This is a genomic window from Bacillus salacetis, assembly GCF_003581585.1.
In the GTDB taxonomy this organism is placed as follows: Bacteria; Bacillota; Bacilli; order Bacillales; family Bacillaceae_B; genus Rossellomorea; species Rossellomorea salacetis.
In genome coordinates, this window is sequence record NZ_QXIR01000012.1 from 103807 (window position 1) to 117740 (window position 13934).

Consider the following 13934-nt stretch of genomic DNA (forward strand, 5'->3'; position numbering starts at 1 on the left):
ATAATTACAGGTGCAGTTTTTTGTATTAATTTGTTATATAACAGGTGTTAAGCCATAAATATTGATATTAAAGGAATCAAAGATGAAAATAAATTCTGAATTTTTAAAAATAAACTGTTGTATAATAGATTTTGTTGTTATATAATAAACCCAATTAAACTATAACTGTATTAATACAGTAAATTAAGAAAATAAGGGGCTGGAAGAATGAATAAGGCAAGTGAGGCAAAGGAATTAAGGGAAGATTGGGAACTGAATCCAAGATGGAAAGGGGTGGAGCGTCCTTATTCACCTGAGGATGTGCTGCGTCTGCGGGGATCGCTGAAGGTCGAGCATACATTGGCTCAAAAAGGCTCGGAAAAATTATGGAAACTCATCAATGAAGAACCTTTCGTCAATGCCCTTGGCGCACTGACTGGGGGGCAGGCCGTCCAGCAGGTGAAGGCCGGACTGAAGGCGATTTATCTAAGCGGCTGGCAGGTGGCGGCAGATGCCAATGTGGCCGGCCAGATGTATCCGGACCAGAGCCTGTACCCGGTCAACTCCGTCCCGCAGGTAGTCAAGCGCATCAATAATTCCCTGACCCGGGCCGACCAGATACAGCACATGGAAGGCGAAGGGAATATTGATTACTTTGCCCCGATCGTAGCCGATGCGGAGGCGGGATTCGGCGGCCAGCTGAATGTATTTGAATTGATGAAAAGCATGATTGAAGCAGGAGCGTCAGGTGTTCACTTTGAAGATCAATTGTCATCAGAAAAGAAGTGCGGGCACTTAGGCGGTAAAGTACTGCTTCCAACCCAGACAGCAGTCAAAAACCTGATTTCCGCGCGCCTTGCTGCGGATGTATCCGGGGTGCCGACGATTTTGGTCGCCCGTACAGATGCAGATGCTGCAGATTTAATCACTAGCGACATCGATCCAGTGGATGCTGCATTCATAACGGGTGAACGGACGCAGGAAGGCTTTTTCCGCACAAAGTCAGGCATCCAGCAAGCCATCGCACGCGGTCTTGCCTATGCGCCATACGCCGATTTGATCTGGTGTGAAACATCCAAGCCGTGCCTCGAAGAAGCAAAAGCCTTTGCGGATGCCATCCATGAAAAATATCCTGGAAAACTGCTTGCCTATAACTGTTCTCCATCCTTTAACTGGGAAGCAAACCTCGACAAAGACACCATAGAAACCTTCCAAATCGAACTCGGAAAAATGGGCTACAAGTTCCAGTTTGTCACACTTGCCGGCTTCCACGCCTTGAACTACGGAATGTTTGAACTCGCGTGCGGATACAAAACCCGCGGGATGGGCGCCTATTCCGAACTCCAGCAGGCAGAATTTGCAGCAGAAAAACACGGCTATACCGCAACCCGGCACCAAAGGGAAGTCGGTACCGGCTACTTCGATGAAGTCACCCAAGTCATCACAGGCGGCACCTCCTCGACAACTGCACTGAAAGGATCGACGGAGACGGCTCAATTTCAGAGTTGAAGCCTGGGTGATCGAAGGAGCTCAAGACACTTTTGCCGGGTTGGGGCTGATGTGATGTCCTTGAAAGAGGAGTTCAAGGCAGTTTTGTGGGATTTGGGCTGATGTGATGTCCTTGAAAGAGGAGTTCAAGACAGTTTTGGGGGATTTAAGCTGGTGAGATGTCCTTGAAAGAGGAGTTCAAGGCAGTTTTGGTGGATTTGGGCTGATGTGATGTCCTTGAAAGAGGAGTTCAAGGCAGTTTTGTTGGATTTAGGCTGATGTGATGTCCTTGAAAGAAGTTCTCAAGACACTTTTGGTGGATTTAGGCTGATGTGATGTCCTTGAAAGAAGTTCTCAAGACAGTTTTGTTGGATTTGGGCTGATGAGATGTCCTTGAAAGAAGTTCTCAAGACAGTTTTGTTGGATTTAAGCTGGTGAGATGTCCTTGAAAGAGGAGTTCAAGGCAGTTTTGGTGGACTTTAGCTGGTGTGATGTCCTTGAAAACCTAATTTAAGGCACTTTTATCCAGATTGCCTCAGTATCATGTACTTGAACTTGATTCTAAATTCTTTTTTGTGGAAATCACCAGGATTTTTGCACAAGGAAAAGGAAAATTTTAAAGGAGGAATTCACTATGAAAGGCCATAACCTTAAAAAGGGTTCAAAGGAATGTTCAGATTGCGGCAAGATGATTGATAACAGCCAGTTTGCTTATTTTAACCAGTGTGAAAAATGCTTGAGAAATGCGAGCCATGAATAAAAGAATCAACAAAATCAGCAGCGCTGCCGGACTTGGATTCGGCAGCGCTCTATTCGTGATGGCGGAGTATTTCCGTACAGGAAAAAAGAGGAAGGAATCACAGTATCATTTGTTGAAAAAGGGTATGTATTAACATCTTTATGAGTTCTGGATGCAAAAGGCGGTGAACATGATAGAGTTACAAGTTAGTATTTTGGGTGTATTCCTGGCGATGGGACTGACCATCATTTTGATTTTTAGAAAGATCAATCCTGCTTATGCAATGATGGCAGGTGCCTGTGCAGGCGGGATCATAGGAGGTCTGGATCTGCCGGTCACAATTGACTATATGATCGGCGGCGCCCAGCTGCTGACTCCGGCCGTCCTGCGCATATTAGCCGCAGGTGTTTTGGTGGGTGTGCTGATTGAATCCGGTGCAGCCAAGGTGATTGCCAATACAATCGTGTCTAAGCTGGGCGAGACTAGAGCGCTGCTGGCGATCACGTTATCCTCGATGGTGCTGACAGCAGTCGGTGTATTTATTGCGGCAGCCGTTTTGACGGTTTCGCCGATTGCTTTATTGATTGCAAAACGAACGGGAATATCCCGGATCAGTATTTTGATTGCCGTCATCTGCGGAGGAAGGGCGGGAAATGTCATTTCACCCAATCCGAGTACAATCGCGGCCGCAGATGGCTTTTCGCTGCCATTGACGTCCGTGATGGCAGCTGGAATCGGTCCGGCTGCCGCCGGGGCAGTGGTTACATATTTTATTGCAAAGAAGGTGAGTAAAAAGGGAAGCCGGGTGACGATGGCGGAAAAAGAAAAGCAGGATGAAAAAGACGAACCATCCCTTTGGGGAGCGGTTTCCGGTCCCTTGTTCACGATCCTGCTGCTTTCCTTGCAGCCTTTGTTTGGTCTTAAAATCGATTCGTTAGTTGCCTTGCCTGCTGGGGGGATATTCGGTCTTCTCGTGATGGGAAAGATCAAAGAATTGAAGCCCCATATCTCAAGCGGACTCCAAAAGATGTCCGGCATCGCCATTGTCATTTTGGGGACTGGGACACTCGCGGGGATCATTGTCCATTCATCGCTGAATGATATGATCAGGAGCGGACTGGAAATGTTCCATCTGCCTGTATCTTTCATTGCACCTCTCTCAGGGGCGTTCATGTCGATGGCCACCGCCTCTGCAACTTCATCTTCGGCTATTTCCAGCAACGTATTTGGAGGCATGCTGCTGGAACATGGGGTCACGGCCCTGGCCAGCGCGGCCATGATCAACGCTGGCGCTGCCGCTTTCGACTTCCTTCCTCATGGGCCGCTCTTCCATATATCACGAGAGAGTCTCTTCATGAACATGAAGGAGCGGCTGCAGGCCCTGCCCTGCGAAATCCTGATTGCCATAGTCATGGTGGCCGTTTCTACGGTGATATTCGGTTGGCTGTTGTAAAGGCCGTGTTGGTGGGGGGAGTGTGAGAAGGACTCAAGATTGGAAGGATTCCGGGTCGGGCAGAAATCCAGGTGAAGTCCGAAGGTTCGGCGGTGATTCGGACAAAATGGCTGGAAAAGCAGAAAAAGAGTCCGAATCCAGGGGTGATTCGGACAAAATGGCCCGAAAAAAAGGAAAAGAGTCCGAATCCGGGGGTGATTCGGACAAATTGGCCCGGAAAGGCAGGAAAAGAGTCCGAATCCGGGGGTGATTCGGACAAATTGGCTGGAAAAACAGGAAAAGAGTCCGAATCCGGCAGTGATTCGGACAAAAAAGCAGGAAAAAGAGGAAAAGAGTCCGAATCCGGCAGTGATTCGGACAAAATGGCTGGAAAAGCAGGAAAAGAGTCCGAATCCGGAGGTGATTCGGACACCAATCCCTATTAAAAAAATCTCGCGCTAGGCAGATAAACTCCAGCCCCAAGAAAGCCCCCCTCCGGTTCCAGTTTGTCGAATGATAGTTGCTGACAAGCTGGATAAATTATGCAACAATTATCTTAACCTCGTTACAGTTTTTGTTTCATCCGCCGCCGTTTTTCACCTCTCAATGCAAACTTCCAAACCCTTTCCAAACCAGGGGTGCATTCCGTTTTATCCCACCTTCCAAGTCTGTTTGCCTTTCCTTTTTAACTCTCTTTTTGATAGTACCTGAAAGGGGTGATAGCCAAAATTACAGTACTCTTTTTTTCTATGCAAAAATTTAAAATCAAGGAGGATGATTGATGAGTCACGAAATGGTTGGATGCAATAAAGCAGGAGAGGAAGTTGCGTATGCACGCTTCAGTATGGGGAATTACAATGCGGTGGTTTTGTATGAGCTGCTTGATGCCCACGCATATAATGCAGGGGTCAGCGGGTCGGGAAGGAGCCTGGACTATTCATCTCTGCAGATCGAGAAGGCTTTTACCTCTTGGAAAAAGATATATGGAACCCACTCTGCGTCAAGAAACGGGGCAGACGATTGGGATGGAAAGCAGATCAATAAATTCATCTGCAACTGCTTGAACACCGCTCAGAGGGAGGGAAGCGTCAAAGTATTATTTTGCTGATGATGCCATGGGTTCCATGGAGCAGCAGAAATCCTCAATTCCTACGAAAATCCAATTCTTCTAACGCCGCTCAACGAATCTTCTGATCCCTGCGGAAAGACAAATCCCGAAACCATTCATCATGAAAAGGCCCTGAAACGGCAGTTTGTACAAAGCCGTTCCAGGGTTTTTTCATAATCAGAAAATCTGGAAAAGAGTGAAAAGTTTTTCCAATTAGTTATTGACAAGTGATAATGATAATTGTTATCATTTACTCGAAAGCAAGATACTTGGTAAAATCAAGTAATGATTAGTGAGTGATCACTAATTTTTTTATAATCATTATTGATAATGATTATCATTAATGATTAGAACAAGATCATGAATAGATGTGGAGAAGAGTATGAAATTAATTTATTTAGTGGTCATGTTGGTGATCCTGTCCATCACCTCTTTATTTGTAGGGGTGTCCAACGTTTCTCCGCTGGATATTTTCCATCTCAGCGAAGATCAGCTTGAAATCTTAATGATCAGCCGGTTTCCGCGGCTTATCAGCATTCTGATTGCAGGGATGGCGATGAGTATCGTCGGGTTGATCATGCAGCAGCTCAGCAGGAACAAGTTTGTATCCCCGACGACTGCGGGGACGATGGATTCTGCAAGGCTCGGGATCCTGGTGGCGCTGATACTTTTCCCGGCTGCCGGAATGCTGGAGAAAATGGCCGTCGCTTTTGTTTTTGCCTTACTGGGGACGTTTGTCTTTATGAAGATCCTCGACAAGATCAAGTTCAAGGATGCCATCTTCATTCCGCTTGTCGGATTGATGTTCGGGAACATCGTCGGGTCGATCACAACGTTCTTTGCCTACAAATACAACCTGATCCAAAGCATCGGGTCCTGGCTTCACGGTGATTTTTCCATGATCATCAAAGGCCGGTATGAGCTTCTGTATATCAGCATCCCTGCTGTCATTCTGGCTTACATATTTGCAAACCGCTTCACCATTGCCGGGATGGGCGAGGATTTTGCGACGAACCTCGGGCTCAATTTTAAACAGGTAGTGAATATCGGCTTGGTCATTGTCGCTCTTGTATCTTCATGCGTCATGCTGACAGTGGGTTCCCTGCCATTCCTGGGTTTGATCATTCCGAACATCGTGACGATTTACCAGGGAGATCATCTGAAGAAGAGCCTGCATCATACAGCGCTCCTGGGTGCCGTGTTCGTTTTGATCTGCGACATTTTCGGCAGGGTCATCATCTTCCCGTATGAAGTGTCGATCGGCTTGACTGTCGGTGTCATCGGGAGCGGGATTTTCCTTTACTTACTGATAAGGAGAAGAGCGCATGGGCTATAAACCAAAACTTATCATTCTCTTAATCTTATCTATAACGCTATCCGCGCTGTTCTTGTTCTGGGATATCGGCGAGCATTGGGGATACATCCTTCCGAAGCGGGCTGTCAAAATCTTTGCCATCATCCTGACCGGGAGCTGCATTGCCTTTTCAACCGTGGTGTTCCAGACCATAACGAACAACCGGATCCTGACACCGAGCTTGATCGGCCTTGACTCTCTTTACATGCTGATCCAGACGGTCATCGTATTTGTTTTCGGGGGAGCGACGCTTGCGATGATGAGCAGGGGGTATCACTACCTCTTGTCTGTAGGGCTGATGGTTTTGTTCGCCTTCATCTTATTTCGGTTCATTTTTATGAAAAAAGAAGGACGGAACATCTACTTCCTTCTGCTGATCGGCATCATCATGGGGACATTTTTCGGAAGCATTTCATCCTTCATGCAGCTGCTCATCGATCCAAATGAATTTCTCGTCGTGCAAGATTCAATGTTTGCGAGTTTTAACAATGTAAATACAGATCTTCTGTGGGTGTCGGTCATCCTGCTGCTCCTGGTCACGCTGTATTTCTTCCGGTTCATCAAGTATCTGGATGTCCTCTCCCTGGGCAGGGACCAGGCAGTGAACCTGGGTGTGCCATACGACTTTGTCGTCCAGCGCCTGCTTATTGTCGTTGCGATCCTTGTGGCAATTTCGACTGCGCTCGTAGGGCCGATCACATTCTTGGGGCTGCTCGTCGTCAATGTCGCCCACGAGTTTTTAAAAACTTATCGGCACTCTGTCCTGATCACCGGTTCGATTCTGATCAGCATTGTGGCGCTTGTGGGGGGACAGTTCATTGTCGAAAGAGTCTTCACGTTCTCGACAACTGTAAGCGTGATCATCAACTTTATTGGCGGCGTATACTTCATTTATTTGCTGCTGAAGGAGAATAAATCATGGTAGAAGTGAAAAACATTTCAAAGCTTTATGGAAAAAAGAAGGTGGTTGAAGATGTTTCGATCAATATCCAAAAAGGGAAGGTCACCTCGTTCATCGGTTCGAACGGGGCGGGCAAGAGCACCCTGCTGTCCATTGTGTCCAGGCTGATTCCCAGGAATGAAGGATCCGTCCTCCTGGAAGGAAAAGAGATCACTTCTTATAAAAGCAATGATCTCGCCAAGACGATTTCGATTCTGAAGCAGTCCAATAACGTGAATGTGCGGATCACGATCCGTGAATTGGTGAGCTTCGGCCGCTTCCCTTATTCTCAGGGCAGGCTGACAAAAGAAGATGAAGGATTCGTCGATGAAGCGATTCGGTATATGGAATTGGAAGAACTGCAGGGAAGGTTCATCGATGAATTAAGCGGGGGCCAGCTTCAGCGGGCATACATCGCGATGGTCGTGGCACAGAACACCGAATACATCCTGCTGGATGAGCCCCTCAATAACCTGGACATGAAGCACTCCGTCCAGATCATGAAAGCGTTGAGGAAAATGAGTGATGACCTGGGAAAGACAATTGTCATCGTCATCCATGACATCAATTTTGCCTCCTGTTATTCGGATTATATCGTCGCAATGAAGCACGGCAAAGTCATCCGGGAAGGCAAAACCGAGGAGATCATCAACAATGAAGTCTTGAAAGAAGTCTTCGGGATGGATTTTCATATTGAAGAAATCAACGGCAACCGTATCTGTGTCTATTTTACTTAGGTCTTAAATATTTTGATGGCCCCCGTAAGCAGAGAAGATTGAAGCGGCAGCCTGCAGAAACCGGCCATCTAAAATAATTTAAACATATATCAAAAAAATATTTTTAGGAGTGGTATACATGAAGAAAGGTCTACTAGGTTTATTAATGGCAGCGATGCTGATGTTCGTCTTGGCAGCTTGCGGTACTAACGAGGAAGCATCCGGTGATACAGAAAGCGTAGAAACAGGTACAGAATCAGCAACATCCTCAACGGATACGGAAGAAGCAGAAATCACCGTGAAGCATGAACTTGGTGAAGCAGTTGTACCCAAAAATCCTGACAATGTCGTTGTGTTTGACTTTGGTGCACTGGATACCTTGGATAAGCTCGGCGTTGACGTAGCAGGTGTGGCGAAAGGGAGCTCACTCCCTGGCTATCTATCAAAATATGAAGATGATCAATACGAAAATGTCGGCAGTTTGAAAGAACCTGATTTCGAAACCATCTACGGTATGGAGCCGGAATTGATCTTGATTTCCGGCAGACAATCTGCTGCCTATGAAGAGCTGAATAAGATTGCTCCGACTGTATTCATCGGTGTCGATAACGCAAAATACATGGAGTCCTTCACTCATAATGTGGAGCTTCTTGGTGAAATCTTCGGCAAGGAAGATGCCGCTGAGGAAGAACTTGCAGCAATCAATGACAAGATAGCGGAAATTCAGGAAATGACTAAAGCGGATGACAAAAAGGGTCTGCTTACACTGACAACAGGCGGGAAAGTAAGCGCTTATGGTCCCGGATCCCGTTTCGGTCTCGTCCATGATGTCTTTGGTGTAAAGCCGGCTGATGAAAAAATCGAAGCTTCCACACATGGCATGAATGTTACATTCGAATACATTGCTGAGAAGAATCCCGACTACCTGTTCATCATCGACCGCGACCAGGCAATCGGCGAAGAAGCGAAAGCCAGCGAAGTGTTCAATAATGACCTCGTGAACAAAACCAATGCTGCGAAAGAAGGAAAAATGATCTACCTGGATCCGACAGTATGGTACCTCTCCGGCGGCGGTTTGACTTCAGTTGCCCAGCAGGTGGATGAAGTGAAAGCAGGCCTTGAGCAGTAAATTCTTTTAGACAAATGCCCATTTCTTGATGGGTATTTGTTTTATCCGATGAAAAAAAGGAGATTAATGACCATGACAAATATGAGTATCACTGAAGCAATCAAAGGACGCAGGTCCATTAAACGGTTTAGAAGCGATGCCGTCCCGCAAGAAGTTTTGTTTGAGCTTTTGAACACAGCCTCATGGGCACCAAACCATGGGCTCAGGGAACCTTGGAGATTTATTTTATTCATGGAAGACGGCCGTGAGCAGCTTGCAGAAGCGATCATCAACAATCCTGGCGGAAAAAAGAAAACACCGGAAATGATCAGGGAAAATATCATGAACGCCCCGGTATCCATGCTGGTCGTCATGAATGAAGACCCGCGCCAGAAAGAATGGGAAGAAGACTATGCCGCAGTCAGTGCCTTCATTCAAAATTTCCAATTGGCGGCATGGGAAAAGGGCATCGGAACCATCTGGAAAACAAGCCCGTTCATCCACTCGCCATTCTTCAGGAACCAGGCCGGAGTCAAGCCTGGTGAAAAAATCGTCGGCCTGATCCATACCGGATATCCGGAGAAGGTGCCGGAAGCAAGGCCAAGGACCCCGATTGAAGAAAAAGTTGAAATGATTACAACGAAGGGAAACATGGTAGAAGTCTAATAAGGCTCTTTTCATAAACTTTGTTGCTATTCAATATAAATTTCAACTAACATCCTTGTATATCGTCTAAAAAACCCCGGTGAGAAGGAAAGAAAAGAGCTGCTCGTTTTTTTCGAGAGTAAAACCTTTGTACCGAAAATAGCAATATATGTGAAAAACAGTCTTTAATAAAGATACGCTCACCAAGAAAGGAATGATAACGGATGAAACAAATCAACCATTATATCGATTCACTGTTTGGATATCAGGATGAGTTATTGGAAGAGGTGCTCGCATCCATAGAAGAAAAGGGGATGCCGTCCATATCGGTCTCCTCCTCATCCGGAAAACTTCTCACCATGCTGGTGTCCATTTCAGGCTCCAAAAATGTCTTGGAAATCGGGGCTCTTGGGGGATACAGCGGAATCTGCCTGGCAAGGGGCTTTGGCGCTGAAGGCAAACTGACCTCGCTTGAGTTGGAGGATCAGTACGCAGAACTCGCCCGCGGCAATCTTGAAAAAGCAGGGTTTGGCGGCCAGGTTTCCTATTTGACAGGCCCTGCTCTGGACAGCCTGGAAAAACTGGCGGGTGAGAACAGGCGATTCGATTTCTTCTTCATTGATGCCGACAAAGGAAATTATGAGAACTACCTGGAACGCTGTATAGAAGTGGCCGAACCGGGAGCACTGATTGCTGCCGATAATGTCCTGGCAAGAGGCAGTGTCGCAGACCCGGAAATCCCTGCCAAACATAACACCGAAATAATGAAAAAATTCAATGAAGCAGTGTCGAAACATCCTCGATTAGAGTCCATCCTGCTTCCCGTTGGGGACGGGCTGACCGTGTCCAGGGTGAAGGAGTAATTTGGGTTGATGGATTCGGACGATGGAAACAAGGCCCGGTTGAACCGGAATAGGACGAATTAATAATTGCTGTTTTGGAAAATGGCTTAGCATTAGCGGGAATGGACCAAATAGTGGAGTGACGGTTGGGAAAGTGGTGTATTACTTTCGGGAATGGACCAAATTCTGAAGTGGGGCTGGGGGAAATGGTCAATTGATTGCGGGATTGCACCAAATTCTGAAGTGGGGCTGGAGAAATTGGTCCATTACTTGCGGGAATGGACCAAATTGTGGAGTGACGCTTGGGAAAGTGGTGTATTACTTTCGGGAATGGACCAAATTGTTGAGTGCTGCCGGGGGAAATGGTCAATTGATTGCGGGATTGCACCAAAAAGATGAGCGCCGCGGAAGAAAATGGTCTATTCTTTGCGGAAAAGCACCAAATTGTTGAGTGCTGCTGGGGAAAGTGGTCCATTACTTGCGGGAATGGACCACTTTTAGAAGTGCTGCTTGGAAAATGGGTCTATTTTTATCGGAAAAGCACCAAAAAGAAGCACCCATCGAAAAATTGTTGTTATCCAAGCGGGAGTAACCCAATAAACGGTTCCTAGCCAAAAACGGCCGCAAACCGCAGCCTTAGGTAAATAATTGAGCGAAAATTATAAATAATTGATTGACACGCGCTCGTTTGCCCTTTATAGTGGATTTAATAACTTAATAGTAATTCATTTTCTTATCCAGAGAGGTGGAGGGACTGGCCCTTTGATGCCTCGGCAGCGGACTATTATTAGTACTGTGCCAATTCCAGTAGCGTAATGCTAGAAGATAAGAAGAGACGGTCATTCAATTTGTTTATCAACCCCTCTTCTTATGCCGAGAAGAGGGTTTTTTACATTTTTTTAAAAAGGAAGGGATTCAAATGACAAAAACATTGGTTGCTGCACCATTCAGAGCGGATCACGTAGGGAGTTTGTTACGGCCGGAGAGGATTCATCAGGCAAGGAAAGAATTCCAGGCAGGGAGCCTTTCATCGGCAGAACTGCACCAAATTGAAACAGAAGAAATCAAACGAATTGTAGACAAACAGATTGAAGTCGGGCTCCAGGCTGTGACCGATGGCGAGTTCCGCCGCAGGTTCTGGCACACCGATTTTCTTGAACATTTAAATGGAGTCGAAGGGTACGTTCCTGATCACGGATTCCAGTTTAAAGGGGAGGAAACGGAAAGATACGATGTCCGTGTTACGGGGAAGGTTTCGTTTAATCCGAATCACCCGCATGTGCAGGATTTTGTTGAATTCGAAGAGATCGTCGGCGACCGGGCGATTGCCAAGCAGACAATCCCGAGTCCCAACCAGTTATTCAATGCCGGGATCCGCAATCTGGAAATCTATCCGGATGTCCAGGAGTACGCGGAGGATGTCATCCAGACCTACCGTGATGCTGTAAAAGCTTTCTATGATGCAGGATGCCGCTATCTCCAATTCGATGATGTATATATAGCGGGCCTCAATGCACCCGAAATCCCCTTCAACGACAGCGGCTATTCCCGTGAGGAATTGATTGATCTGGCCCTGCACGTGGTGAACAGCGTATTGGAGGATAAGCCTGATGACCTGATCGTGACGACGCATCTCTGCAGGGGAAACTACCGGTCGAAGTGGGCGTTTGAAGGCAGCTACGCTAAAATTGCACCGGTGTTATTTGCCAAGGAAAAAGTGAACGGATTTTTCCTGGAATACGATGATGACCGTTCCGGCGATTTCAAACCGTTGGATTTCATACCAAACGGGGGACCGAGGGTTGTGCTTGGCGTGTTCACCTCGAAGCACGGGACGCTGGAGGATAAGGAAAACATCAAAGCTCGCATTGAAGAAGCGACACAATATGTGCCGTTGGAACAGCTCTGCATCAGTCCGCAGTGCGGCTTTGCCTCCACGCACCATGGAAATATCTTAACCGAGGAAGAGCAATGGACGAAGCTGAAGTATATTGTGGATGTATCAAAAGAGATTTGGGGATGAGAGTGTAGACGGGACGGGGGCTGCCTCGTCCCGTTTGTTTTTTTATGGTGCCCCTGTATTAACTCTTTTTTGGAAGTCATCGATTTCTTCGAATTGAAATGGTGTCCCAATCAGGTTACTTTTCAGGCATCATCGGGGCTGTCTTCCCAAAATGATGCCCCAATCAGCCAGCAATTCCGGCATCATCGGGGATTTTCCTTTGGATGATGCCGTAAATCATCTGGTATTCGGACATCATCAGGACCTGCCGTTCAAAATGATGTCCTAATCCGGCAACTATTTCGGCATCATTGTGGATTTCCTTTCGAATGATGCCGTAAATCACCTGCTATTGGGACATCATCCGCACCTGCCGTTCAAAATGATGCCCCAATCCGGCCACTATTCCGGCATCATCGTGGATTTCCTTTCGAATGATGCCGTAAATCACCTGCTATTGGGACATCATCCGCACCTGCCGTTCAAAATGATGTCCCAATCCGGCTGCTATTCCGGCATCATCGTGGATTTCCCTTTGGATGATGCCGTAAATCCCCCGCTATTTGGACATCATCAGGACCTGCCGTTCAAAATGATGCCCCAATCAGCCAGCAATTCAGGCATCATCGGGGCTATCCTTCCAGAATGATGCCGTAAATCCCCGCTATTTGGGCATCACCGGGGCCGTCTTCCCAAAATGATGCCCCAATCCGGCAACTATTCAGTCATCATTGTGGGCCACATCCCAGAATGATGTCCTAATCCAGCAACCATTCCGGCATCATCGGGGCTATCCTCCCCAAATGATGCTGTAAATCCCCCGCTATTTTGGCATCACCGGGGCCGTCTTCCCAAAATGATGCCCCAATCCGGCTGCAATTCCGGCATCATCGTGGATTTCCCTATGAATGATGCCGTAAATCCCCCGCTATTGGGACATCATCAGGACCTGCCGTTCAAAATGATGCCCCAATCCGGCCACTATTCGGGCATCATCGGGGCTATCCTCCCCAAATGATGCCGTAAATCCCCCGCTATTGGGACATCATCAGCAGCTGCCGTTCAAAATGATGCCCCAATCCGGCAACTATTCAGGCATCAACGGGGCTATCCTCCCAGAATGATGCCGTAAATCACCTGGTATTGGGACATCACCGGTGCCGTCTTCCCAAAATGATGCCCTAATCCGGCAACTATTCAGGCATCATCGTGGGCCACATCCCAGAATGATGTCCTAATCCATCCGCAATTCCGGCATCATCGTGCCCACCCACCCAAAATGATGCCGAAATCACCCCCTGGCGCAATGCCCCAATCCACCACGGCATCCCTTCCACCCGCCACAGCCATCTTGCGGGGTGCACCAAAGAGTTATATAATGAGAAATATCTTAGACATAAAGGAGGGAATATCATGCAATCGTTCACTTTAGATATCAAAGAAGAGAAAAAGTATCTTGTCTTTATGATGTCTATTTTTGGATTTTTAGCTGCCGACGGGACAGGTCTGTCCATTTTCAGCTGAAAATTTAATGTGAGCAATTCATGGATTTCCTAACGATAATCAAAACCACAGGGGATC

The 13934-nt window shown here is 47.1% G+C and carries 17 protein-coding genes and 1 riboswitch; all 17 genes read left to right on the plus strand.

The features are described from left to right. The first annotated feature begins 207 nt into the window (after positions 1-207). Complete coding sequence (gene aceA / locus D3H55_RS10640; protein WP_119546889.1) at positions 208-1488, plus strand: isocitrate lyase; 1281 nt, start codon at positions 208-210, stop codon at positions 1486-1488. A 613-nt stretch (positions 1489-2101) separates the two neighbouring features. Next, complete coding sequence (yhfH, locus tag D3H55_RS10645; RefSeq protein ID WP_119546890.1) at positions 2102-2227, plus strand: protein YhfH; 126 nt, start codon at positions 2102-2104, stop codon at positions 2225-2227. Then, positions 2220-2360, plus strand: a complete 141-nt coding sequence (locus D3H55_RS24215) for a hypothetical protein (protein ID WP_168413041.1) — start codon at positions 2220-2222, stop codon at positions 2358-2360. The genes yhfH and D3H55_RS24215 overlap by 8 nt, the downstream gene beginning before the upstream one ends. Before the next feature lie 39 nt (positions 2361-2399). Further along, positions 2400-3659, plus strand: coding sequence for a GntP family permease (locus D3H55_RS10650; protein ID WP_119546908.1), 1260 nt, complete (start codon positions 2400-2402; stop codon positions 3657-3659). Between the two features lie 22 nt (positions 3660-3681). After that, positions 3682-3909 (plus strand): hypothetical protein, encoded by a 228-nt coding sequence (locus tag D3H55_RS24220; RefSeq protein WP_119546891.1) that lies wholly within the window; start codon positions 3682-3684, stop codon positions 3907-3909. 10 nt (positions 3910-3919) lie between these two features. After that, a complete protein-coding gene (locus D3H55_RS24225) occupies positions 3920-4084 on the plus strand; it encodes a hypothetical protein (RefSeq protein WP_168413042.1) in 165 nt (54 codons plus the stop codon). A gap of 335 nt (positions 4085-4419) precedes the next feature. Further along, positions 4420-4746: a hypothetical protein gene (locus tag D3H55_RS10660; protein WP_240628550.1), complete on the plus strand. Its 327-nt coding sequence runs from the start codon at positions 4420-4422 to the stop codon at positions 4744-4746. 382 nt (positions 4747-5128) lie between these two features. Then, positions 5129-6082 (plus strand): ABC transporter permease, encoded by a 954-nt coding sequence (locus tag D3H55_RS10665; protein ID WP_119546892.1) that lies wholly within the window; start codon positions 5129-5131, stop codon positions 6080-6082. Continuing rightward, positions 6072-7025: an iron chelate uptake ABC transporter family permease subunit gene (locus tag D3H55_RS10670; RefSeq protein WP_119546893.1), complete on the plus strand. Its 954-nt coding sequence runs from the start codon at positions 6072-6074 to the stop codon at positions 7023-7025. Before D3H55_RS10665 ends, D3H55_RS10670 begins: the two co-directional genes overlap by 11 nt. Then, positions 7019-7777, plus strand: coding sequence for an iron ABC transporter ATP-binding protein (locus D3H55_RS10675; RefSeq protein WP_119546894.1), 759 nt, complete (start codon positions 7019-7021; stop codon positions 7775-7777). The genes D3H55_RS10670 and D3H55_RS10675 overlap by 7 nt, the downstream gene beginning before the upstream one ends. A gap of 118 nt (positions 7778-7895) precedes the next feature. Further along, positions 7896-8885 carry a siderophore ABC transporter substrate-binding protein gene (locus D3H55_RS10680; RefSeq protein WP_119546895.1) on the plus strand — a complete coding sequence of 330 codons (990 nt, stop codon included), beginning with the start codon at positions 7896-7898 and terminating at the stop codon, positions 8883-8885. 72 nt (positions 8886-8957) lie between these two features. Next, on the plus strand, positions 8958-9530 hold the full coding sequence (locus tag D3H55_RS10685; protein WP_420808743.1) for a nitroreductase family protein: 573 nt from the start codon (positions 8958-8960) through the stop codon (positions 9528-9530). A 203-nt stretch (positions 9531-9733) separates the two neighbouring features. After that, a complete protein-coding gene (locus tag D3H55_RS10690) occupies positions 9734-10372 on the plus strand; it encodes an O-methyltransferase (RefSeq protein WP_119546897.1) in 639 nt (212 codons plus the stop codon). 153 nt (positions 10373-10525) lie between these two features. Continuing rightward, the gene (locus D3H55_RS10695; RefSeq protein ID WP_119546898.1) at positions 10526-10750 is read left to right on the plus strand and encodes a hypothetical protein; all 225 of its coding nucleotides are present in this window, start codon (positions 10526-10528) and stop codon (positions 10748-10750) included. A gap of 331 nt (positions 10751-11081) precedes the next feature. Further along, positions 11082-11183, plus strand: a riboswitch (SAM riboswitch). Between the two features lie 87 nt (positions 11184-11270). Continuing rightward, on the plus strand, positions 11271-12374 hold the full coding sequence (locus tag D3H55_RS10700) for a 5-methyltetrahydropteroyltriglutamate--homocysteine S-methyltransferase (RefSeq protein WP_119546899.1): 1104 nt from the start codon (positions 11271-11273) through the stop codon (positions 12372-12374). 292 nt (positions 12375-12666) lie between these two features. After that, the gene (locus tag D3H55_RS10705; protein ID WP_136035687.1) at positions 12667-13002 is read left to right on the plus strand and encodes a hypothetical protein; all 336 of its coding nucleotides are present in this window, start codon (positions 12667-12669) and stop codon (positions 13000-13002) included. 207 nt (positions 13003-13209) lie between these two features. Next, positions 13210-13371, plus strand: a complete 162-nt coding sequence (locus D3H55_RS24230) for a hypothetical protein (protein ID WP_168413043.1) — start codon at positions 13210-13212, stop codon at positions 13369-13371. Positions 13372-13934 lie beyond the last annotated feature (563 nt).